The organism is Sulfitobacter sp. 1A13421, assembly GCF_043557285.1.
In the GTDB taxonomy this organism is placed as follows: Bacteria; Pseudomonadota; Alphaproteobacteria; order Rhodobacterales; family Rhodobacteraceae; genus Sulfitobacter; species Sulfitobacter faviae.
Genome location: NZ_JBIFFQ010000006.1, coordinates 151,086 through 173,994 on the forward strand (window position 1 = coordinate 151,086; position 22,909 = coordinate 173,994).

Annotated in this window: 20 protein-coding genes; 8 read left to right on the plus strand and 12 right to left on the minus strand. The window is 62.4% G+C overall.

Annotation, left to right across the window (positions count from 1 at the left end; translation table 11 throughout):
- Window positions 1–26: 26 nt before the first annotated feature.
- A complete protein-coding gene (locus tag ACGYLI_RS12645) occupies window positions 27–809 on the minus strand; it encodes an IclR family transcriptional regulator (protein WP_394419460.1) in 783 nt (260 codons plus the stop codon).
- Between the two features lie 164 nt (window positions 810–973).
- On the opposite strand from ACGYLI_RS12645, the gene ACGYLI_RS12650 reads away from it, so the two are divergent.
- From ACGYLI_RS12650 to ACGYLI_RS12680, 7 genes are all read left to right on the plus strand, one after another.
- The gene (locus ACGYLI_RS12650) at window positions 974–2,491 is read left to right on the plus strand and encodes an ABC transporter substrate-binding protein (protein ID WP_271694045.1); all 1,518 of its coding nucleotides are present in this window, start codon (window positions 974–976) and stop codon (window positions 2,489–2,491) included.
- Window positions 2,492–2,605: 114 nt separating this feature from the next.
- Window positions 2,606–3,523: an ABC transporter permease gene (locus ACGYLI_RS12655; RefSeq protein WP_136720362.1), complete on the plus strand. Its 918-nt coding sequence runs from the start codon at window positions 2,606–2,608 to the stop codon at window positions 3,521–3,523.
- Window position 3,524: 1 nt separating this feature from the next.
- Entirely contained in the window at window positions 3,525–4,427 is a 903-nt protein-coding gene (locus tag ACGYLI_RS12660; RefSeq protein ID WP_394419461.1) for an ABC transporter permease, read from the plus strand.
- Window positions 4,428–4,430: 3 nt separating this feature from the next.
- Window positions 4,431–5,429 carry an ABC transporter ATP-binding protein gene (locus ACGYLI_RS12665; RefSeq protein ID WP_394419462.1) on the plus strand — a complete coding sequence of 333 codons (999 nt, stop codon included), beginning with the start codon at window positions 4,431–4,433 and terminating at the stop codon, window positions 5,427–5,429.
- Window positions 5,426–6,421, plus strand: coding sequence for an ABC transporter ATP-binding protein (locus ACGYLI_RS12670; RefSeq protein WP_209219165.1), 996 nt, complete (start codon window positions 5,426–5,428; stop codon window positions 6,419–6,421). Before ACGYLI_RS12665 ends, ACGYLI_RS12670 begins: the two co-directional genes overlap by 4 nt.
- 4 nt (window positions 6,422–6,425) lie before the next feature.
- Window positions 6,426–8,015, plus strand: a complete 1,590-nt coding sequence (locus ACGYLI_RS12675) for a gamma-glutamyltransferase (RefSeq protein WP_394419463.1) — start codon at window positions 6,426–6,428, stop codon at window positions 8,013–8,015.
- Window positions 8,012–9,406, plus strand: coding sequence for a M20 family metallopeptidase (locus tag ACGYLI_RS12680; protein ID WP_394419464.1), 1,395 nt, complete (start codon window positions 8,012–8,014; stop codon window positions 9,404–9,406). The genes ACGYLI_RS12675 and ACGYLI_RS12680 overlap by 4 nt, the downstream gene beginning before the upstream one ends.
- A gap of 32 nt (window positions 9,407–9,438) precedes the next feature.
- Here ACGYLI_RS12680 and ACGYLI_RS12685 read toward each other — a convergent pair whose 3' ends face one another.
- From ACGYLI_RS12685 to glpD, 9 genes are all read right to left on the minus strand, one after another.
- On the minus strand, window positions 9,439–10,566 hold the full coding sequence (locus ACGYLI_RS12685; RefSeq protein WP_394419496.1) for an iron-containing alcohol dehydrogenase: 1,128 nt from the start codon (window positions 10,564–10,566) through the stop codon (window positions 9,439–9,441).
- A gap of 8 nt (window positions 10,567–10,574) precedes the next feature.
- On the minus strand, window positions 10,575–12,071 hold the full coding sequence (gene glpK / locus ACGYLI_RS12690; protein WP_394419465.1) for a glycerol kinase GlpK: 1,497 nt from the start codon (window positions 12,069–12,071) through the stop codon (window positions 10,575–10,577).
- Between the two features lie 76 nt (window positions 12,072–12,147).
- The gene (locus ACGYLI_RS12695) at window positions 12,148–13,845 is read right to left on the minus strand and encodes an ABC transporter substrate-binding protein (protein WP_394419466.1); all 1,698 of its coding nucleotides are present in this window, start codon (window positions 13,843–13,845) and stop codon (window positions 12,148–12,150) included.
- Between the two features lie 85 nt (window positions 13,846–13,930).
- The gene (locus tag ACGYLI_RS12700; RefSeq protein ID WP_067268456.1) at window positions 13,931–14,203 is read right to left on the minus strand and encodes a DUF2160 domain-containing protein; all 273 of its coding nucleotides are present in this window, start codon (window positions 14,201–14,203) and stop codon (window positions 13,931–13,933) included.
- 15 nt (window positions 14,204–14,218) lie between these two features.
- Window positions 14,219–15,106, minus strand: coding sequence for a carbohydrate ABC transporter permease (locus ACGYLI_RS12705; protein WP_394419467.1), 888 nt, complete (start codon window positions 15,104–15,106; stop codon window positions 14,219–14,221).
- The gene (locus ACGYLI_RS12710) at window positions 15,106–15,978 is read right to left on the minus strand and encodes a carbohydrate ABC transporter permease (protein ID WP_067268460.1); all 873 of its coding nucleotides are present in this window, start codon (window positions 15,976–15,978) and stop codon (window positions 15,106–15,108) included. Before ACGYLI_RS12710 ends, ACGYLI_RS12705 begins: the two co-directional genes overlap by 1 nt.
- Window positions 15,975–17,060 carry an ABC transporter ATP-binding protein gene (locus ACGYLI_RS12715; protein ID WP_209219169.1) on the minus strand — a complete coding sequence of 362 codons (1,086 nt, stop codon included), beginning with the start codon at window positions 17,058–17,060 and terminating at the stop codon, window positions 15,975–15,977. The genes ACGYLI_RS12710 and ACGYLI_RS12715 overlap by 4 nt, the downstream gene beginning before the upstream one ends.
- Complete coding sequence (locus ACGYLI_RS12720; protein ID WP_067268463.1) at window positions 17,060–18,145, minus strand: ABC transporter ATP-binding protein; 1,086 nt, start codon at window positions 18,143–18,145, stop codon at window positions 17,060–17,062. The genes ACGYLI_RS12715 and ACGYLI_RS12720 overlap by 1 nt, the downstream gene beginning before the upstream one ends.
- Before the next feature lie 13 nt (window positions 18,146–18,158).
- Complete coding sequence (gene glpD / locus ACGYLI_RS12725; protein WP_394419497.1) at window positions 18,159–19,748, minus strand: glycerol-3-phosphate dehydrogenase; 1,590 nt, start codon at window positions 19,746–19,748, stop codon at window positions 18,159–18,161.
- 220 nt (window positions 19,749–19,968) lie between these two features.
- Between glpD and ACGYLI_RS12730 the strand changes: the two genes are divergently transcribed.
- Window positions 19,969–20,736, plus strand: coding sequence for a DeoR/GlpR family DNA-binding transcription regulator (locus tag ACGYLI_RS12730; RefSeq protein WP_067268490.1), 768 nt, complete (start codon window positions 19,969–19,971; stop codon window positions 20,734–20,736).
- Between the two features lie 9 nt (window positions 20,737–20,745).
- Here the strand turns inward: ACGYLI_RS12730 and ACGYLI_RS12735 are convergent, their stop codons facing one another.
- Window positions 20,746–22,149, minus strand: a complete 1,404-nt coding sequence (locus ACGYLI_RS12735; RefSeq protein WP_394419468.1) for a trehalose-6-phosphate synthase — start codon at window positions 22,147–22,149, stop codon at window positions 20,746–20,748.
- Window positions 22,150–22,312: 163 nt separating this feature from the next.
- Window positions 22,313–22,909 carry an exopolysaccharide biosynthesis protein gene (locus ACGYLI_RS12740; RefSeq protein WP_067268470.1) on the minus strand — a complete coding sequence of 199 codons (597 nt, stop codon included), beginning with the start codon at window positions 22,907–22,909 and terminating at the stop codon, window positions 22,313–22,315.

A 22,909-nucleotide genomic window follows, 5' to 3' on the forward strand; every position in this document is an offset into this window, starting at 1 on the left:
GGGGCAGAAATGCTCCGGCCCTTTTTCTAGCGCCGATGCACCTGTGATGAGGGCGAAATCGCGTTCGCCGTGTCCTGAAGGCGCGGCAGAATCTCGGCCCTGATCCGCTCTCGCGTCCAGGTATGCGCCGAGACCGAACATTGCACCGCCGCAAAGGCCCGCCCATCGGGGCCGGTAATCGGACAGGCCACCCCGATCTCTGACAAAATCATCTGATCGCTGGAGATCGCATAGCCCTGCTGCACGGCCTCACCGATGCTGTTGCGGATCGTGGCGCGGTCCATCGTGGTGCGCGCGGTAAAGGGTTTGAGCGGCCAAGTCTCGATAGCTTCTTCCCGGTCCTCGGGCGAGAAGGTCGAGATGATCGCCCGCCCCGCTGACGTCGAAAGCGCAGGCAGCCGCCGTCCGATGACCGTCGCCGCGAAATAGGTTCGCTGGCAGGGCAGTCGGCTAACGTAGATGATGTGATCGGTCGAAAGCTCGGCCAGGTTCACCGTCTCCCCGATCTCTTGGCTGAGGTCGATCAGCTTGGGAATCGCCTGTCCGACCAATTGATCCGACCAGTAATAGGCATAGGCCAGCTCCAACCAAGCATGGGACGGACGGTAGCGCCGCGTGGCTGGATCCTTTTCCAACATCCCCTCGATATGCAGCGTATTCGCCAGCCGTTGAACCGCGCTTTTGTCCAATCCGCTGCGGGAGGCAAGCTCGACCAACGACAATTCCGTATGCGATTCATCGAAGGCGCGGAGCAGCCGCAGCCCCTTGGCAAGCGACCCGACGTAGAGGGTCTTTTGCTTCTTTTCCAATCACCTACCCCGAAATCTGGCCCAATTGTTCAAACCGGGGCTTGACGTATGTCGATCTGATTGCGTTTATTAATCGTATTGCGATATCAAGTATTATTATATGATACGAGACGCAAGTCAAAAAGATACGGAACCGAATTCGTTAACCAGCAGGGGAGTTGACCATGAAATCCACGGTCCTGAAATCAACCATCACCGGGCTTGTCCTGGCCGCCGCCACGGGCGCGGCTTGGGCGGACAAAGCCAATGACACGCTGAATGTCGCCTTCACCAAAGAGCTTGAGAACGTCGACAGCTACTTCAACTCGTCCCGCGAAGGCGTGGTGCTGCAACGCGCGGTCTGGGATGGTCTGATCTACCGCGATCCGGTCACCAACGAATACATGGGCAACCTCGCCACCGAATGGGAATGGGTCGACGACACGACCATCGAATTCAAACTGCGCGAAGGCGTGAAATTCCACGACGGGTCGGACTTCACCGCCGATGACGTGGTCTTTACCGTGAACTACGTCGCCGATGAGGCCAATGGCGTGAAAACGCAGCGCAACGTGAACTGGATGAAATCGGCTGAGAAGGTCGACGACTACACCGTGCGCATCATGCTGAAAGAGAAGTTCCCGGCGGCGATCGAATTCCTCTCCGGCCCCGTTTCGATGTATCCCAGCGACTACTACGAAGAAGCCGGCCCCGAAGGCATGGGCCTGAAACCCGTCGGCACTGGCCCTTACAAGGTGACCGAAGTCGTCCCCGGCCAGCACTTCAAACTGGAAGCCTATGAGGGCTACCACGACAGCCCCAAGGGCAAGCCCAGCATCAAGAACATCGACATCCGCACCATCCCGGATGTGAACACGCAGATGGCCGAACTGTTCAGCGGCTCGCTTGATCTGATCTGGCAGGTACCGTCGGACCAAGCCGAGAAACTGGCCGAGCGGGATGAGTTCCAAGTGTCCAACGAATCCACCATGCGTGTGGGCTATCTGACGCTGGACGCGGCAGGCCGGTCCGAGGACAGCCCCTTCACCGACGTGCGCGTGCGGAAGGCCGTGAACTATGCGATCAACCGCCAGGAACTGGTCGACGCGCTGCTCAAAGGCAAATCCAAAGTCGTCTACACCCCCTGCTTCCCCAGCCAGTTCGGCTGCGACGAAGACGCGGCGGTGAAGTATGAATACAACCCCGAGAAGGCCAAGGAATTGCTGGCCGAGGCGGGCTACGAAGACGGTTTGACCATCGACTTCTACGCCTACCGCGACCGTGAATATGCCGAGGCGATCACCAGCTATCTGAACGCTGTGGGCATCGATACCAACTTCAAGATGTTGCAGTATTCCGCCCTGCGCGAGCAGAACATGAAGGGCGAAACCGCCGTGTCGTTCCAGACATGGGGCAGCTATTCGATCAACGACGCCTCCGCCATGGTCAGCCAGTTCTTCAAACATGGCTCGCTCGACTACGCGATGGACGACGAGACGCTGGAATACCTCAACATCGCCGACAGCTCGACCGACCCCGAGGTCCGTAAAGAGAACTACTCCAAGGCGATCGAACGCATCACCGAGGAAGCCTATTGGGCGCCGATGTTCTCCTACAACACCAACTACGTGACCACCAATGAGGTGGAATACACACCCACAGCCGACGAAGTCCTGCGCTTCACCACGGCCAGCTGGAAGTAAACCAACCGGCGGGGGCGCCCTGATCGGTGCCCCTGCCCTTCTCCCCTTCCGCACCCAACCCAGACCCACGCGGCAGGCCCTCGCCTGCGGCGCAGCCTCAAGGTAGTTGCACCCGTGCTTCAATTCATTCTCAAACGATTGGGACTGGCCCTTCTCGTGGCCTTCACCGTGTCGTTTATCAGCTTTAGCCTGCTGTTCCTGTCGGGCGACCCCGCCGCCGCGCTGGCCGGTGAAACCGCCAGTGGCGAAGATATCGAGGCCCTGCGCCGTCTCTATGGTTTTGACCGGCCCATGCTGGTGCAATATGGCGAATGGCTGTTCTCGGCCCTTCAGGGCGATTTTGGCGAAAGTTACTATTTCCGCCTGCCCGTCGCCTCGCTCATCGCCGACCGGTTGAGCGTGACCATGACGCTCGGGGTCTGCGGGATCACCTTCGCGTTGCTGACCGCCGTGCCCTTGGGCGTGGTCGCCGCGATCCGCCCCAATTCGATCATCGACCGTGTGGCGCTCTTCATCTCGGTTGCCGGTCAGGCGATGCCGAGCTTCTGGTTCGGCCTCATCCTGATCGTGGTCTTCGCCATCCAATTGGGCTGGCTGCCACCCTCGGGCACCGACACGTGGCGGCATTTCATCCTGCCGACGGTGGTGCTGGGCTATTACGCTATGCCTGCCATCATGCGCCTGACGCGCGCGGGCATGCTGGACGTGCTGAACTCCGACTACATCCGCACCGCGCGGGCCAAGGGTGCGAACGAGCGCCGGGTGCTGTTCCGCCATGCGCTGCGCAACGCGATCATCCCCGTGGTCAGCCTCGCCGCCGTGCAGATGGGCTTCATGCTGGGCGGCTCCATCGTGGTCGAGTCGATCTTCGCGCTACATGGCGCGGGCTATCTGGCGTGGGAGAGCATCGCGCGCAACGACCTGCCCACCGTGCAGGCGCTGATCCTGATCTTCTCGATGTTCTACATTGTTTTCACCTTCCTCGCAGACGTGCTGAACGCATGGCTCGACCCCCGCATGAGGAGCAGCTGACATGGCCACGGCAAGCACACATGACAGCCTTTTGGACGAAATCACCGGCCCGACCCCCGGCCAGATGCTGCGCAAGCGCATCTTCGGGCACCAAGGTCTGCTGATCGGGGCGGTCGTTCTGATCATCCTCACGATCATCGCGATCCTCGCGCCCTGGATTGCCCCGCATGATCCCTATGCCCAAAGCCTGATGACCCGGATGGAGCCCCCCGTTTTCATGGGCGGCACGTGGGAGCACCCCTTGGGCACCGACCATCTGGGCCGCGATTACCTGTCGCGCCTCATCTACGGCGCGCGGATTTCGCTGCTGATCGGGGCCGTGGCGGCGCTGATCTCGGGCCTCGTCGGTACCGCCATGGGAGTGGCCGCGGGCTATTTCGGCGGCAAGGTCGATGCGGTCGTCACCTTCCTCATCAACGTGCGTCTGGCGATGCCGGTGGTACTGGTGGCGCTGGCTGTGGTGGCGATCCTTGGCGGATCGCTACAAGTGGTGATCATGGTACTGGGCCTGCTCTTGTGGGACCGTTTCGCGGTGGTCATGCGCGCCTCCACCATGCAGGTGCGGCGGCGCGAATATGTGGCCGCGGCACAGGTCATCGGCGCCTCCACCCCGCGCATCCTCTTGTCCGAGATCATGCCCAACATCGCCAACAACCTGATCGTCGTCGTGACGTTGGAGATGGCCCATGCGATCCTTCTGGAAGCCGCACTGTCCTTCCTTGGCCTCGGGGTGCAACCGCCGACGCCGAGCTGGGGGCTGATGGTCTCCGAAGGCAAGAACATGATGCTGTTCGAGCCGTGGCTCGTGCTGATCCCGGGCGCCGTGCTCTTCGTGCTGGTGCTGGCGATCAACCTGATGGGTGACGGTCTGCGCGACGTCACCGCCCCCGAAAACCGGAGCTGACCCATGACAGAATCCCTTCTGAGCGTCCGCAACCTGCGGCTCGACATTCCCACGGGCAGCGGCACCCTGCATGCGGTGCGCGGGATCGACTTCGACCTCGACCGCGGCGAGACGCTGTGCATCGTCGGCGAAAGCGGCTCGGGCAAATCGCTCACCTCGCTGGCGCTGATGGGCCTTCTGGGCAAGAACATCAAACGCAGCGCCGACCGGATGACCTTCGACGGGACCGAACTGACCACCGCCAGCCAAGGCCAGATGCGCAAGCTGCGCGGGGCGCGGATGTCGATGATTTTTCAAGAGCCGATGACCTCGCTCAACCCGGCCTACACCATCGGCGACCAATTGGCCGAAGCGCTGCTGTTGCACCGCAATGTCAGCCGACAGCAGGCGCGGGCACGGGCCATCGAGCTTTTGGAAAAGGTCGGCATCACCGCCGCCGAGAGCCGCTTGTCGCAATACCCGCACCAGCTGTCGGGCGGTCTGCGTCAACGTGTGATGATTGCCATGGCGCTGATGTGCGAGCCGGAACTGATCATCGCGGATGAGCCGACAACCGCGCTCGACGTGACCATTCAGGCGCAGATCCTGCGGCTCTTGCACGATCTGGGGCGCGAGATGAACATGGCCGTGATCCTGATCACCCATGACCTCGGCGTGGTGGCCCGCGTGGCCGACAAGGTTGCGGTGATGTATGCGGGCGAACTGGTCGAGACGGGTCCGGTCGGAGACATCTTCAACGCCCCCTCGCACCCCTACACCCGTGGGCTTCTGCGCTGCATCCCGCTCCCGGGCAAGACCGCCCGCGGCGCGAAACTGGGCACGATCCCGGGCATCGTGCCCTCGCTGGTGGGCGAGGTTGAGGGCTGCGTCTTCCGTACCCGTTGCCCCCATGCGGTGGCCGAATGCCGTGGCGACATCCCCAAACGCGAAGACGGCAACCACGCCTTCCGCTGCATTTTCCCCGATGGCAAACGCCATTCCGAGAAGGAGCTGACCGTATGAAGGACAGCGTGAACACACCCCCGGTGCTGGAGCTTTCCGGCGTCAGCAAGACCTACCGGGTGAAACAGGGCATGTTCGGCAAGGTCAAACCGCTGACGGCGGTGAATGACGTGTCGCTGCAATTGGGCAAGGGGGAGGTGCTGGGCCTCGTCGGTGAATCCGGTTGCGGCAAATCCACCCTTGCCAAGATCCTCTTGGGGCTGGAGGAGCCAACCGCCGGTCACGTTAAGATCGACGGTGAGGAGATCACGCAGCAGGGCCGTTTGGCGCTGGCGCGGCGGATCCAACCGATCTTTCAAGACCCCTATTCCTCGCTCAACCCGCGCAAGAGCATCTATGACGTGATCTCTCTGCCGCTGCGGGTGCACAACATCGGTGATGAGGAGAGCCGCAAGAAAAAGGTCAAAGAGATCCTCGACGTTGTGGGCCTGCCGCAACGGGTGATCAACACCTACCCCAGCCAGATGTCGGGCGGCCAGCGCCAGCGCGTCGCCATCGCCCGCGCGCTCATCATGAAGCCCGAGGTGGTGATCTGCGACGAGCCGACCTCGGCGCTGGATGTGTCGGTGCAAAGCCAGATCCTCAACCTTCTGGGCGAGCTGCGCGAGGAGTTCGGCCTTACCTATCTCTTCATCAGCCATGATTTGGCGGTGGTCGAACACCTCGCGACCCGCGTGGCGGTGATGTATCTGGGCGAGATCGTCGAGCAGAACTCGGTCGCCGGGCTCTTTGACGCGCCGCGTCACCCTTACACCAAGGCGCTTTTGAAATCCGTGCTGACGCCCGAGCCCGGTTTGGGTGTGCCCGACACCCAGCTTGGCATGGCCTACCCGAACCCGATCGCGCCGCCGCCCGGTTGCCATTTCCACCCGCGCTGCCCGCGTGCGACGGATCTGTGCAAGCAAAAGGCACCGCGTCACACCCCGATCCCGCAGGGGCATGTCGCCTGCCATCTGCACGATCCGGAAACCCCCATGTACGAACAAGAGTAATCCCATGTCATCGAACCTGTCGCACAGCAGTCAAACCCGCAAAACCGTCATCGAAACCGAACATGGCGTCGTCGCCGCCCAGCATCGGTTGGCAGCAATCGCGGGGGCCGAGGTGCTTGCGGCAGGGGGCGATGCGGTGGATGCGGCTGTGGCCACCTCTTTCGTCATCGGCGTGCTGGAGCCTTGGATGAGCGGCCCTGCGGGCGGCGGAGCGATGATGCTTTGGCGTGCGGAAGAAGGCCAAGCCCATGCGCTGAACCACGGCATGCGCAGCCCCGGCGCGCTCGACTCGGCGAATTATCCGCTGAGCGGGCGGGGCAAGGCGGGCGATCTCTTCCCGTGGGAGCATGTGGAGGGGGACCGCAACGTCCAAGGCGCCACCGCCATCGCCGTGCCCGGCGTGGTCGACGGGCTGGGCCAAGCCCATGAACGTTTCGGCAAGATGCCTTGGGGCGAGCTGCTTGGCCCGGCGGTTGAACATGCCCGCAAGGGTCTGTTGGTGGATTGGTACGCCGCGCTGGTCATCGCCTCTTGCACACGCGCCCTTGCGCAGGATGCGGATGCGGCGGACCTCTTTCTGGAAGACGGGCAGTGGCCCACGATCAGCGGCTGGACCGCGCTGGCCGAAAAACGGCTGGACCAGTCGCGCATGGCCGACAGCCTTGACCAGATCGCGCGGCACGGGGCGCGCGCCCTCTATGATGGAGACCTTGGTGCCGCGATGGCGCGGGATGTGCAGGACAAGGGCGGCTGCCTCAGCCACGACGACCTGCAAGCCTACCGCGCCGAATTCAGCGCGCCGCTCGACTTTGCCTACCGCGACGCGCGCTTCCATGTCGTGCCGGGGCTGACCGCCGGGCCGACCTTCCGCGATACCTTTGCCTCTCTCGCCACTGAAGACCTCGGGAACGCCCCCGGCCCCGACAGCTATGCCGCCATGGCCGAGGCGCTCAAAGGCGCCTATGCCCGCCGTCTGGGCTCCATGGGCGATACCGGCGAAAGCCCCGAGGCACCGGGCTGCACCACCCATTTCTCGGTCGTCGACCGTCACGGGAATATGGTGGCGCAGACCCAGACGCTCTTGTCGATCTTCGGCTCCCGCGTCGTCTCGCCCTCCACCGGCTTTTTGATGAACAACGGGATCATGTGGTTCGACCCGGTTCAGGGCCGCCCGAACTCGCTGGGGCCGAACAAACGTTGCCTGATGAACGTCTGCCCTGTGATCGGCGAACAGGGCGACAAACGCTTCGCCTTCGGCGCCTCCGGCGGGCGCAAGATTTTGGGCGCGGTGGCGCAACTGTCCTCCTTTGTCACCGATTTCGACATGTCGCTCGAAGACAGCTTCCACGCGCCGCGCATTGACGCTTCGGACGCCAACCAGCTCATCGCCGATGAAAGCCTGCCGCGCGATGTGCTCGACCGGCTGCGCGAGAACAACGCGGTCGCCGAGACCAAACGCACGATCTTTCCCTACGCTTTCGCCTGTCCCGCAGGCGTGATGCGCGCGGGCAGGCAGAATTCCGGCTGCACCGAGATTATGTCGCCTTGGGGCGACGCCATTTCCGAAGATATGACAAAGGACATTGAAGCATGACCCGCGATCAAGCGATCGAAGCGATCTCGACCTATTTCGATGAGGGGACGTTCCAAGCCGAACTGGCCAACCTCGTCTCTTATGAGACCGAGAGCCAGAACCCCGACCAAGCCACCGAACTGAAACGCTATCTGGTCGAGACGATGGAGCCGCGGCTGACGGCGATGGGCTTTGCCTGCAGCTTTCACGACAATCCTGACCCGCGCGGCGGCCCCTTTCTGGTGGGCGAGCGCCGCGAGGGGGACGACCTGCCCACCGTGCTGACCTATGGCCACGGCGACGTGATCCGCGCCCAGACCGACCAGTGGCGCGAGGGGCTGCATCCTTTCAAACTGGTCGAAGAAGGCGACAAGCTTTATGGCCGCGGCACCGCCGACAACAAGGGCCAGCACCTGATCAACATCGCCGCCATCGAAGCGGTGCTGAAGACCCGCGGCAAGCTGGGTTTCAACTGCCGCATCGTGATTGAGATGAGCGAGGAGACCGGCAGCGCGGGCCTGCCCGAGTTCTTTGCCGAACACCGCGAGGAACTGACCGCCGACGTGCTCATCGCCTCGGACGGGCCGCGGCTGCAACCCGAAGTGCCGACCATGTTCATGGGCTCGCGCGGGGGCGTGTCGTTTGACCTGATCGTCGACAAACGCGAAGGCGCGCATCACTCGGGTAACTGGGGTGGCTTGCTGGCTGATCCTGCAATGATCTTGGCGCAGGCCCTATCGACCATCACCGACAAACGCGGGCAAATCCAGATCCCCGAGTGGCGGCCCGACAGCCTGACCCCCTCGGTCCGCGCGGCGTTGAAAGATCTGCCGATCGAAAGCGATGATGGCCCCGCCATCGACACCGACTGGGGCGAAGAAGACCTAACCCCGGTCGAGCGCGCCTACGGCTGGAACAGCTTTGCCATTCTCGCGATGAAAAGCGGCGTGCCCGAAGCGCCGGTCAACGCGATCTCGGCCCATGCGACGGCCACCTGCCAATTGCGCTATGTCGTCGGCACCGATCCCGAAGACATCCTGCCCGCCCTGCGCCGGCACCTTGATAAACAGGGGTTCGAGGATGTCCGGATCGAACCGCATGACCGTGGCTTTTTCCGCGCGACGCGGCTGGATGCGGATCACCCTTGGGTCAAATTCGTGGCTGATTCTCTGACGAAAAGCGCCGGGAAAGCGCCGCATATCCTGCCCAACCTCGCAGGCTCGCTGCCCAATGACAGCTTCAGCGATATCTTGGGTCTGCCGACCGTCTGGGTGCCGCATTCCTATCGAAGCTGTTCGCAGCACGCGCCGGATGAACATGTGCTGAAACCCGTCTGCCGCGATGCGCTGCGGGTGATGGCGGGCGTGTTCTGGGATTTGGGCGAAGGCAACACGCCGCCGCGCGCCGCGTAAAACTGCCGGGCGGGGGCCGTGGCCCCTGCCCGCTACATTGCCGCGCGGATGCAGGCTTCGAGGGTTTCCGCCTCAAGCACGCAAGGGTTCGCACGCATGGAGGAAGAGGCCGCCGCCTCGCGGGCCGTCTCGCCCAGATCCGCATCTTCGGGGATCCAACGATTCAACCGGTCCAGCCCCCAATCGTCGAGCATGGCGGTGAGCGCTTTGAACGTGCCATCCGCGGGCAGGTCGAACCCGTCGGAGAGCCACATCTGCACCTCCGAAAACCGGGTCGAGGCCCCCATCGCATCCCTGTTTGCGGCCAAAACCGGCCCGAGCAAACGCCCGCAGATCAGCCCATGCGGCGCGCCGAAACGTCCACCGATCACACCTGCCAGCCCATGCACGGCCCCGAGGCCCGCATTGGCCAGTGCCAAACCGCCCGAAAGGCTAACATAGGCCAGCGCATCCCGCGCGGCTGGATCCTCTCCCGCAGCCAGACGCTTGAGCGCGGCGATGCCCTGCGGGATCGCGGCGCGGCAGAGCGCATCGGTCAGCGGGTTGGCTTTGCTGGACAGATAGGGCTCGATCACCTGCACCAGCGCGTCGAGACCGGAGCCCAAAGTCACCCCGCGCGGCGCGCCATCGGTCAGCGCCGGGTCGACCAAGGCCAGACGCGGCAGCATGCGGTCGTCGCGCAGGCTGACTTTTCGCGCGGCCTCCGGCACGGCGATGACGGCGTTTTTGGTCACCTCGGCCCCTGTGCCTGCGGTAGTGGGGATCGCGATCATCGGCAGGGGATCGGCCTGCAAGGGCTTGCCCGCGCCCACGACTTCAAGATGCTCCATCACGTCGCACTCCGACGGGATCAGCGCCGCTGCCGCCTTGGCAAGGTCGATCACCGCGCCACCGCCCACGCCCAGCACCACATCCGCGCCGCGCCCCGCCGCCACGGCGGCGCGCACGTCTTCGACCGACGGCTCGCCGCTGCCGCGCAACTGGGTCACCTCGCAGCCCGCCGCCGCCAAATCGCGCGCCAGTTCATCGACCCAAGCGACCGAGCCGCCGCGCAGCAGAAGCACCTGCCGCCCATAACCCCGCGCGGCTGAGGCCGCTTCACCCGCCACACCACGGCCAAAACGGATGCGTCCGGCGGTGGCGAAACCGAAAGGAGAGATCGTCTGCATCAGAACTGCAACGTCGCCTGAACAGCCCGCTGCCAAGCGCCGTATTTCTCTTCGCGCGCGGCCTCGTCCATCTCAGTTTCAAACCGCCGGTCGAGCGCCCATTCGCGGGCGAAGCCTTCCATATCGGGGTAGATGCCCGCCCGCTGCCCGGCGAGCCACGCGGCCCCAAGTGCTGTGGTCTCCAGCACATCGGGGCGGTCCACCGAGGCGCCGATCACGTCCGAGAGGAACTGCATCGCCCAGTCACTGGCGCTCATCCCGCCATCGACGCGCAGGGTCGCAATCTCGCCCGGCTGGCCTTGGGCGGCCCAATCGGCCTGCATCGCTTCCAAGAGGTCACGGGTCTGGTAGCCCACGCTTTCGAGCGCCGCGCGCGCGAGTTCCGCGGGGCCGGAGTTGCGCGTGAGCCCATAGATCGCGCCACGGCATTCGGCGTTCCAATATGGCGCGCCGAGGCCCACGAAAGCAGGCACCAGCACCACATTCTGATGCGGATCGGCCTGCTCGGCCAGAGCCTGAGTCTCGCCCGCCTCGCGGATCATTTTCAGCCCGTCGCGCAGCCATTGCACCACGGCCCCGGCAACGAAGATCGAGCCTTCGAGCGCATAGGTCGGTTTGCCATCAAGCTGGTAGGCGATGGTGGTGAGCAACCGGTTGGTCGAGGTAACCGCCGTCTCGCCCGTGTTCAGCAGGGCAAAACAGCCGGTGCCATAGGTCGATTTCATCATGCCGGGCTGGAAACAGGCTTGCCCGATGGTCGCCGCCTGCTGGTCGCCCGCGACGCCGAGGATCGGGATCTCGCGGCCAAAGAGGTCGGGCCGCGTGGTGCCGAAATCGGCGGCGCAGTCCTGCACCTCGGGCAGCATTTCGAGCGGCACGTCGAACATCTTGCAGATCGTCGTGCTCCAGCGGCCTTTGTGGATGTCATAGAGCATGGTCCGTGCGGCGTTGGTCGCATCGGTCACATGGCGCGCGCCGCCAGTGAGCTTCCAGATCAGGTAGCTGTCAACGGTGCCGAAAAGCAGCTCGCCCGCCCGCGCCCGCTCGCGCGCGCCTTCGACATTGTCGAGGATCCATTTCAGCTTGGTGCCCGAGAAATAGGGATCGGCCAACAGGCCGGTGCGTTCGGTGATGATCTTGTCGTCGCCGCTTTCGCGCAGCGCGCGGCAGAAATCGGCGGTGCGGCGGTCTTGCCAGACGATGGCGTTATGCACCGGCTTGCCGGTTTTCGCGTCCCAGACCAGCGTTGTCTCGCGCTGGTTGGTGATGCCGATGGCGGTGATGTCATCGGGGCGCAGACCGGCCTTTTCGATCACCGCGCGGCAGGTGCCAGCGGTCGTCGACCACAGATCGCCCGGATCATGTTCGACCCAGCCGGAGCGGGGGAAATGCTGCGGAAATTCTTCTTGGGCCGTGGCCGTCACCGACATGTTGCCGTCAAAGATGATCGCCCGCGAGGAGGTGGTTCCCTGATCAATGGCGAGGATATGGGTCATGGCGCGGCCCCCGGATGTTGGATGAAACGAAAAAGGGGCCGGAACGCTGCTGCGTCCCGGCCCCCGAAAGTTTGGCTTACTGCCAGGACTTGATCAACTCTTCGTAGCTGATGGTCTCGGGCTCGGGGTCTTCGTTGTCGAGCTTGGCAACGGGCGAACCTTCCTGCTCAAGCCAGTAGGAGGCTTCACGCTCCTCGTTCATTTTCGGACCCAGATCACCTTGGACGCCTGCGCGCTCAAGACGTTCCATGACCTTTTCTTGCTCGGCGCAGAGGCTGTCGAGCGCTTCTTGCGGTGTCTTCGCACCCGACATTGCGTCGCCGATGTTCTGCCACCACAGCTGCGCCAGCTTGGGGTAATCCGGCACGTTCGTCCCGGTGGGCGACCATGCGGTGCGCGCGGGCGAACGGTAGAATTCCACCAGACCGCCGAGTTTCGGCGCGCGCTCGGTGAAGCTTTCGTGCTGGATGGTCGACTCGCGGATGAAGGTCAGACCGGCATGGGCCTTTTCGACGTCCACGGTTTTCGAGGTCACGAACTGCGCGTAAAGCCATGCGGCCTTGGCGCGGTCGACGGGCGTGCTTTCCATCAGCGTCCAGCTGCCTACGTCCTGATAGCCAACCTTCTGGCCTTCTTTCCAATAGGCACCATGCGGGCTGGGGGCCATACGCCACTTGGGCGTGCCGTCTTCGTTCAGCACGGCCTTGGCGCTGTCGTTGACCATGTCGGCGGTGAATGTGGTGTACCAGAACATCTGCTGCGCGATGGCCCCCTGCGCGGGCACTGGGCCTGCTTCGCTAAAGGTCATGCCCGCGGCTGCGGGGGGCGTGTACTTCTCCAGCCATTCGATCGCTTTGGTGATCGCATAGACCGCCGCTGCATCGTTGGTGGCGCCGCCGCGTGCCATGCAGGACCCGACAGGCTGGGAGTTCTCGTTCACCCGGATGCCCCATTCATCGACCGGCAGGCCATTGGGCTCACCCACATCGCCGCCACCCGCCATGGACAGCCACGCGTCGGTGTAGCGCCAGCCAAGGCTTGGGTCTTTCTTGCCATAGTCCATGTTGCCATAGACTTCGACGCCATCAATCGTGCGGCCAGTGAAGAATTCAGCAATGTCCTCATAGGCAGACCAGTTGACCGGCACGCCCAGCTCATAGCCGTATTTTTCTTTGAATTCAGCCATCAGCTCAGGATCGGTGAACCAATCGTGGCGGAACCAGTAAAGGTTTGCAAATTGCTGGTCGGGCAGTTGGTACAGATCACCATCCGGGGTGGTGGTGAAATCAAGGCCGATGAAGTCGTCCAGATCGAGACCGGGGTTGGTCACGTCCTTGCCTTCATTCTCCATCCAGTCGGTCAGGCTGCGCGCCTGTTTGTAGCGCCAGTGGGTGCCGATGAGGTCCGAGTCGTTGACATAGGCGTCATAGATGTTCTCGCCCGACTGCATCTGCGTTTGCAGCTTTTCAACCACGTCGCCCTCGCCGATCAGGTCGTGGGTGATGTTGATGCCGGTGATCGCGCTGAAGGCCGGGGCCAGCACGTTGGCTTCGTATTCATGGGTGGTGATGGTCTCGGACACGACTTTGATGTCCATGCCTTTGAACGGCTCGGCAGCGTCGATGAAGAATTGCATCTCCGCTTCCTGCTCTTCGCGGCTCAGCGCGGAGCGTTCGATTTCCTCGTCGAGGAACTTCTTCGCGGCTTCCATATCCGCGAATGCTGGCCCGGCGAGCAGACCGAGCGTGACCGCCAAAGCGGTACTCGATTTCATGACAGATCGTTTCATTATGTCCTCCCTAGACATTTGGTCGTGTCGTATGGCGGCCCGGGTTGCCCGGGGTCCGCCGTGATAGCGCCTAGACCCAGCGAAATACGGCTGCGGCATAGGCAAGGCAGACCAGCAGCGCATAGGGCTGCGGACCCGCCTCGAAACCCAGCCAGATCAAATTGATAAAGGCCGAGCCGAGAAGCGTGATGAACAGACGGTCACCACGGGTTGTCTCAATTCTGAGGATGCCCACACGGGGCGTCTCAGGGAATTTGATCGCGAGGATCGTGAAGGTCACGAGTAACAGCGCGATGACACCGAAGAAGATCGCGGTGGGCATGGTCCAAGCCATCCAAGACATGGGCGGTCTCCTCTCTTATACCCGCCCGAGGGCAAAGCCCTTGGCGATGTAGTTGCGGACGAAATAGATCACCAGCGCCCCCGGCACGATGGTCAGCACACCCGCCGCGGCCAGCACGCCCCAGTCGAGGCCGGAGGCCGAAACGGTACGGGTCATGGTGGCGGCGATGGGTTTGGCATCGACCGAAGTGAGCGTGCGCGACAGCAGCAGTTCCACCCATGAGAACATGAAGCAGAAGAAGGCCGCGACCCCGATACCGGAGGCAATCAGCGGGGTGAAGATGCGGACAAAGAAGCGCGGGAAGGAATAGCCGTCGAGATAAGCCGTCTCGTCGATCTCCTTCGGCACGCCGCGCATGAAACCTTCGAGGATCCAAACTGCGAGCGGCACGTTGAACAGGCAGTGTGCCAGCGCCACGGCGATATGCGTGTCAAAGAGGTTGACCGAAGAGTAAAGCTGAAAGAACGGCAGCGCGAAAACGGCGGGTGGTGACATGCGGTTCGTCAGCAGCCAGAAGAACAGGTGTTTGTCGCCCAGAAACGTGTAGCGCGAGAAGGCATAGGCCGCCGGCAGCGCCACGGCGAGCGAGATCACCGTGTTCATCACCACATAAATCAGACTGTTCACATAGCCCATGTACCAGCTCGGATCGGTGAGGATCTTGGCATAGTTCGCCAGCGTCAGGTCCCGCGGATAGAGCGAGAAGGACCCGAGGATTTCGGCATTGGTCTTGAGGCTCATGTTGATGAGCCAATAGATCGGCAGCATCAGGAACAGCAGGTAGAGCGTCATCACCACCACCGAGCCCTTGGGCCGGAAGCGGCTGCGCCGGGTGCGTTTGGCAGCGGTCACGTCACCCGGAATGGGCGCGGCGCCGGGGGCTTGCGCGGTTGTGTCGGTCATCACACACCATCCCTTTTGTCGAGGTTGACCATCACGGTATAGAACACCCATGAAATCAACAGGATAACGAGGAAATACATCAGGCTGAACGCCGCTGCGGGGCCAAGGTCAAACTGGCCGATGGCCATTTTCACCAAGTCGATCGACAGGAAGGTCGTGGCATTGCCCGGCCCGCCGCCGGTCACGACGAACGGCTCTGTATAGATCATGAAGCTGTCCATGAAGCGCAGCAGAATGGCGATCATCAGCACGCCGGCCATCTTGGGCAGTTCGATGTAGCGGAACACGGCCCAACGGCTGGCTTGGTCGATCTTGGCCGCTTGATAGTAGGCGTCCGGAATGGATTGCAGACCGGCATAGGCCAAGAGCGCCACCAGAGAGGTCCAGTGCCAGACATCCATGACCACAACCGTAATCCACGCCGAGGTGATATCTTGGGTGTAGTTATAGGTGATGCCCAGCTTATCGAGCGTATAGCCCAGAAGACCAATGTCGACGCGGCCAAAGATCTGCCAGATGGTGCCGACCACGTTCCACGGGATCAGCAGCGGCAGGGACATCAGGACAAGACAGAAGCTGGCCCAGAACCCGTTTTTCGGCATGTTGAGCGCAACGAAGATGCCAAGCGGGATTTCGATTGCCAGAATGACCCCCGAGAAGATCAACTGACGGCCAAGCGCGTCCCACATCCGGTCGCTGTCGAGCATGTCAGAGAACCACTCCAGCCCGGCCCAGAAGAATTCGTTCCGGCCAAAGGTGTCTTGTACGGAGTAGTTCACCACGGTCATCAGCGGGATCACGGCCGAGAAGGCCACGAGGATCAGCACCGGCAGGACAAGGAACCATGCCTTTTGGTTGACGGTCTTGTTCATGCGGCCTCTCCCTCTGCGCTGATGCGCCAGTCGTCGTCATAGACGTTGATGCCCGCCGGATCGAAACTGATCGCGGTGTTTTCGCTTGGCACTGTTGCGCCTTCCTCGGCGATGGCGCTGACCTGCTGGCCTGCCACGTCGAGACGGATGATCTTGTGACGGCCCACATCCTCGACACGGGTCACCTTGGCCGGAAGGCCCAGACCTTCGCCATTGATCCGAACGAATTCGGGCCGGACGCCCAGTTGCGTTTTCTGTCCCTTGGGGGCGTAGGTCTTGTTCAAATTGACACTCGTGCCCGCGACCTGCGCCGCATTGCCCGCGATCTGCGCGTCAAAGAGGTTCATCCCCGGCGAGCCAATGAAATAGCCCACGAAAGTATGGGCAGGCCGCTCGAAAAGCTCCTGCGGCGTGCCGATCTGCACGACGCGGCCATCATACATCACCACCACCTTATCGGCAAAGGTAAGCGCCTCGGTCTGGTCATGGGTGACATAGATCATCGTATGGCCGAATTCGTGGTGCAGCGATTTCAGCTGCGTGCGCAACTCCCATTTCATATGGGGGTCGATCACCGTGAGCGGCTCGTCGAACAAGAGCGCGTTCACATCCTCGCGCACCATGCCGCGGCCCAGCGAAATCTTCTGCTTGGCATCCGCCGTGAGGCCCCGCGCCTTACGGTTCAGCTCATCCTCCATGCCGATCATCTTGGCGATCTGTTGGACGCGGGACGCTACATAAGAGGCATCCGCCCCGCGGTTGCGCAGCGGGAAGGCCAGATTGTCATGCACGGTCATCGTGTCGTAGACGACCGGGAACTGGAAGACCTGCGCGATGTTGCGCTCGGCGGTCGGCGCATGGGTAACGTCTACATCATTGAATAGGATGCGCCCCTGCGAAGGCTGCAAAAGCCCCGAGATGATGTTGAGCAGTGTGGATTTGCCACAGCCCGAGGCGCCCAAAAGCGCATAGGCTTCGCCGTCGATCCAGTCGTGGTTCAATTCCTTGAGGGCGAAATCATCCTCACCGCTGGGATTGGGCAGATAGGAATGGGCGAGGTTATCAAGCGTGATCTTGGCCATTATGCCGCCTCCGCATAGGGCGCGGCCGAGACGAGCGCCCCGTTCGCGTCAAACAGGTAGATATGCGCCGGGTCTAGATAGACCGGCAGCGGCTGGCCGGGCTGCAAATGCTGGATGCCATGCACCAGACCGACCCATTTCGCGCCGTGGTAATCGAGGTGGATAAAGGTCTCCGACCCCGTGATCTCGGTCACGTTCAGTACCGCGTCAAAGCCGATGGCCTCCGGCGCCTGCGCGCTCAGCGTGAGGTGGTTGGGGCGAAAACCGGCGGTATATTCGCCGTCACGCAAGCTGGCCATCGTGGCGGGCGCCGCCATCTCACCGCCGTCGAAACGCAGTGTGTCGCCCGATTTGGTCATGCTGAGGAAGTTCATCGGCGGGTCAGAGAACACCCGCGCCGTGGTCGCATTCTCGGGCCGGCGGTAGACGCTCGGCGTCGGGCCGAATTGCGTAACGCGGCCTTCCCAGAGCGTCGCGGTATTGCCGCCCAGAAGCAGCGCCTCTTCCGGCTCGGTCGTCGCATAGACGAAGATCGACCCAGCCCGTTCAAAGATACGTGGGATTTCGGCGCGAAGTTCTTCGCGCAGCTTGTAGTCGAGGTTCGCCAGTGGCTCATCCAAGAGCACCAGCCCGGCATTCTTGACCAGCGCCCGCGCCAAGGCGCAGCGCTGCTGCTGGCCGCCCGAAAGCTCCAGCGGTTTGCGGTCGAGCATCGGGGTGAGCTGCATCAGCTCGGCGGTTTCGCGCACGGCACGATCGATCTCATCCTTCGACTTGCCCACCAGCTTCATCGGAGAGGCGATGTTGTCGTAAACCGTCATCGAGGGGTAGTTGATGAACTGCTGATAGACCATCGCGACCTTGCGGTCCTGCACCCGCATGCCGGTCACGTCTTCACCGTTCCAGATGACCTGGCCCGTACCCGGCACATCGAGCCCCGCCATCAGACGCATCAGCGACGTCTTGCCCGAGGACGTAGGCCCCAAAAGCACGTTCATCGTGCCTTTTTCCAAGGTCAGGTCGGTCGGGTAGATATGCGTTTGGCCGCCTACCGTCTTCGACACGTTCTTCAGGATCAAACTCACGTTCGACCTCCCCTCATTCCGCCGCAGAGGCGGCTTGTTTCGCCGCGCGCATCTGCATCCATTCATCAAGACGCGCGATCTGCGTCTCGTCCATTCGCAGGCCCAGCTTGCTGCGGCGCCAGACGACGTCCTCTGCGCTGAGGGCATATTCCTTGTTCATCAGCCAAGCGGCCTCGCGCGCGGTGAGGGTGGCCCCGAAATGCTCGCCCATATCCGCCAGCGTCTTCGCCTCGCCCGCCATCGCCCAAGCATCCGTACCATAGGCGCGGATCAGCCGGGCTGCCCAGCTTTCATCCAGAAAGTCATAATCCGCTTTCAGCCGCGCGATCAACTGCGCCACGCCGTCCACCGGGAAATCACCGCCGGGCAGGGCGACGCCTGCGGTCCAATGGCCCGACAGCCCGTCGAAATGCGGCGCGATCAGCTCCAGCGCGTCTTCGGCCAGTTTGCGGTAGGTCGTGATCTTGCCGCCAAAGACATTGAGGATCGGCGCGCCGCCGGTCTTGTCGACCTTGAGCGTATAGTCCCGCGTCGCCGCCGTGGCGCTGCTGGCCCCGTCGTCATAAAGCGGACGCACGCCGGAATAGGTCCAGACGATATCTTTGCGGGTGATGTCCTGCTTGAGATAGCCGTTCACGAAGTCGATCAGGTAGTCCTGCTCTTCGGGCGTGCATTCCGGGGTGACGGACGGATCGGGGTGATCCGCGTCGGTGGTGCCGATCAGGGTGAAATCCTGCTCATAGGGGATCGTGAAGATGATCCGCCCATCGGTGCCTTGGAAGAAATAGCATTTGTCGTGATCGTAGAGCCGCTTGGTCACGATATGGCTGCCGCGCACCAGCCGCACCCCTTCGGAGGAGTTCAGCCGCGCGGTGTTATGGATGATGTCGCCGACCCACGGGCCACCCGCGTTGACCAGCATCTTGGCGTGGATCACCTCGCGCCGGCCATCCGCGCCATGCTCTACCGTGACCGCCCAGCCATCGGCGCTGCGGTCGGCAGAGACGACTTTGGTCCGGGTCATGATACGCGCGCCGCGCAGTTCGGCGTCGCGGGCGTTCAGCACCACGAGGCGGGAGTCTTCGATCCAGCAATCGGAGTATTCAAAAGCCTTCTCGAACCGATCCTCCAGCGGCGCCCCTTCGGGCGTGCCGCGCAAGGACAGGCTGCGTGTGGCGGGCAGGATTTTACGCCCGCCGAGGTTGTCATAGAGAAACAGGCCCAGCCGGATCAGCCATGCCGGACGGCGGCCCCGCATCCACGGCATGAACAACCGCAGCAGTTTAGAGGTCGGCGTATCGCCCTCGAACCGCATGTCGCGGTGATAGGGCAGCACGAAACGCATCGGCCAAGAGATATGCGGCATCGCCTTCAGCAGCACCTCGCGCTCGGTCAGCGCATGGCGCACAAGGCCGATCTCGAAATACTCAAGGTAACGCAGCCCGCCGTGGAAAAGCTTGGTCGAGGCCGAAGAGGTCGCCGAGGCCAGATCGTTCATCTCGGCCAAGATCACGCTCAGCCCCCGGCCTGCCGCGTCGCGCGCGATCCCGGCGCCGTTAATGCCACCACCGATGACGAATAAATCGACCGGGGCAGCGGCCATATGGCTATCGGGCTGTTGGTTCACGATCCGGCCCTCCCCCAGCTCAGACTGTCCAATTTGGGGCAGTGTTACGAAACGACTCCCATCTGCACAAGAATTATTTTCGTTTATGTTCGTTTCACCAGCATAGCGAACATGTTAAACGTGTCTTGCTGCGCGATTGCTTGCGTTAGCCAAAACACTGGAGATAATGCGCCAACAGCAGGCAGGAGCGACGCCCATTTCACAGACATTCCGCCATCCCGACATTCTTGAAATCGCCCGGCGCGAAGGCAAAGTCACTGTCGATGGGCTGGCCGAACATTTCGGCGTGACCCATCAGACCATCCGCCGTGACCTTACGGAACTGGCCGACAGCGGTAAGCTTGAGCGGGTCCATGGCGGTGCGGTGCTGCCCTCGGGGGCCAGCAACATCGGCTATGCCGAGCGGCGCAATCTGCATGAAGAGGCCAAGAATCGCATCGCCCGCGCCTGCGCCGAACATATCCCCGACGGCTGTTCGGTCTTTCTCAACATCGGGACCAGTACCGAGGCGGTGGCCCGCGCCTTGCTCCACCACCGGGATTTGATGGTGGTGACGAACAACATGAACGTGGCGAATATTCTGGTCGACAATCCCGAATGCCGCATCGTGCTGACCGGCGGCGCGCTGCGCCGGATGGACGGCGGTCTGGTCGGCAATCTAACGATCGAGACGATCCGCCAGTTCAAATTCGACATCGCGGTGATCGGCTGTTCGGCCATGGATGCGGATGGTGATCTGCTCGACTTCGACATCGAGGAAGTGGGCGTCAGCCAGTGTATCATCGCGCAGTCGCGCAAGACTTTTTTGGTGACCGATCATTCCAAATTCAAACGCTCTGCCCCCGCGCGGATCGCCTCGGCGCGGGAGGTGGATATGTTCTTTACCGATCTGGCGCTGCCTGCGGGCCTTGCCGAAAAATGTAGCGGTTGGGAGACCGCGGTGGTCTATGCGCCGGAAGAGTGACCCCCGCCGCTAGGCGTCTGTCCATTCCCGCGCGCGGGGCTTGACCACGAGCGTCGGCTTGCAGGCTTTCAAAGCGTCGACAAAATGCTGGCTCCAGAGGTTCACATCCGTGGCCCGCACCTGCGCCATGCAGCTTGCATGGCGGCGCTTGCGCTCTTCCAGCGGCAGGGCGAGCGCGGTCTTGAGCGCTTCGCTCATGTCTTCGATGTCATAGGGGTTGACCTGAATCGCATCTGTAAGGTCCTCGGCAGCGCCGGCCATATGCGACAGGATCAGCACGCCGGGGTCTTCGGGGTCTTGCGCGGCGACATATTCTTTCGCCACAAGGTTCATCCCATCGGCGAAGGGCGTCACGATCCCGACCCGCGCCCGGCGATAAAGGCGGGCCAAAAGGTTGCGATCAAGGTTGCGGTGGATATAGCGCAGCGGGGTCCAGTCGATCTCTCCATGCTCCCCGTTCACGCGGCCGACAAGCTCTTCCAACTCGTAGCGCAACTCGCGATAGGCGGCGACTTCCTCTCGGCTGGGCGGGGCGATTTGGACCATGCTTACCCGGCGTTCCCGCTCATCCCGGGTTTCAAGATAGCGGCCAAAGGCGCGGAAGCGGTTGGGCAGACCTTTGGAGTAATCCAGCCGGTCGACCCCGATCACGATGTCGCCTGCCATATCGTCGGCCAGACGGTCCTGCGCGCTGCCGCCCTGCGCGGCCTGCACAAAGGTCTCCACGTCGATGCCTATGGGGAAAGACCGCAGCGCCACCGCGCGGGAGCCGCATTTGATCGTGCCGTCCATTAGGAATTCGGAATCGGTTTCGGCCCGGAACATTTCAAGACAGCGGGCCACATCGGCGCGGGTTTGCAGGCCCACGAGGTCATAATCCGCCAGCCAATGCGCCAGATTGGCCTCCCGCGGGAGGGCGCCCATATCGCCCAAGGCGGGAAAGGGAATATGCAGAAAAAACCCGATCTTGCCGGTGAAGCCCAGCTTGCGCAGCTCTGTGGCGAGTGGGAAGAAATGATAGTCGTGAACCCAGATCATATCGCCTGGCTCGGCCACCTCCATCACCTGCCGGGCGAGGCGCGCGTTGACGGCGCAATAGCCCCGCTCAAACCCGCGGTCGAGCTTGACCAGATCGCCGCGGCGGTGACAGACGGGCCAAAGCACCGAGTTCGAGAAGCCGAGGTAGAAATTCTTGTAATCTTCGGGGGTTAGGCTAAAGCTCAGCCGGGTGTAATTACCCTGATCGCCATATTCACTGAGACTTTTGGCGGGGGTTTCCGTGGTTTCGGGGTGCGACCCGATCCAGATGCCGCCGATCTTGCGCAGGGTTTCATGCAGCGCATAAACCAGCCCACCGGAAGGGGCGGCCTCCGATGGGATGCGATTTGAGATTACAATTAATCTGCCAGCCATTTTATGCCTCGGGAACAATCATTTTCGGTCGCCGAGCCTGATTAGGCGGAACGCCGACCACCACTAACGGTTTAATGGTTTAGGTCGGTAAAGGTTCCCAGCTTGAGCGCCTTTGGTCAAATCTTTTGCAGGTGCAGCATGTCCAAGGGCCGGAATTATTTTCTCAGCGCCCAAGAAAGAACCACGCGACCCCCACAGGCAGCAGCGACATGAGGATCATCGACAGGATGACCACCCGCCCGTCGCGCATCAGATAGCCCGCCGCGAAGATGGCGATCATCGCCGACGCGATGGAGCCGGAAGTGGGTACGACTTCCATGAAGGGCATGAACATCGACAGGGCCATCACCATGAACAGGGGCAGGTAAATCCACGGGCGGTGCAGGATGAAGGTCGAGCGCTCGTGCAGATAACGGTCCACGAAATCCACCGGGCGGCGCAGCCACCGCACCCCCTCGCGGAGCTTTTTTGCCGCGATGTCGCGGCGCATGACGAAACCGGGCAGCCAGAGGCTGTCGCGGCCAAAGATCATCTGCACCACCAGAAACAGCACCACCAGTCCGATGAAAGCCGTGATCCCCGGAATGCCGCTGGCGGGCGAGGTTGAGATCAGGCTGAAGGCAAGAATAGTCGAGGCAAAGGAATGTTTGCCCAGACAATCGATGATCTCTTCCACGGTGATTTGCCGATCCGCGCCGCCGGAAAGATGCTCCATCTCATCTAGGACGCCGCTGAGGGTTGGCCGACCTGTGTCGCTCAT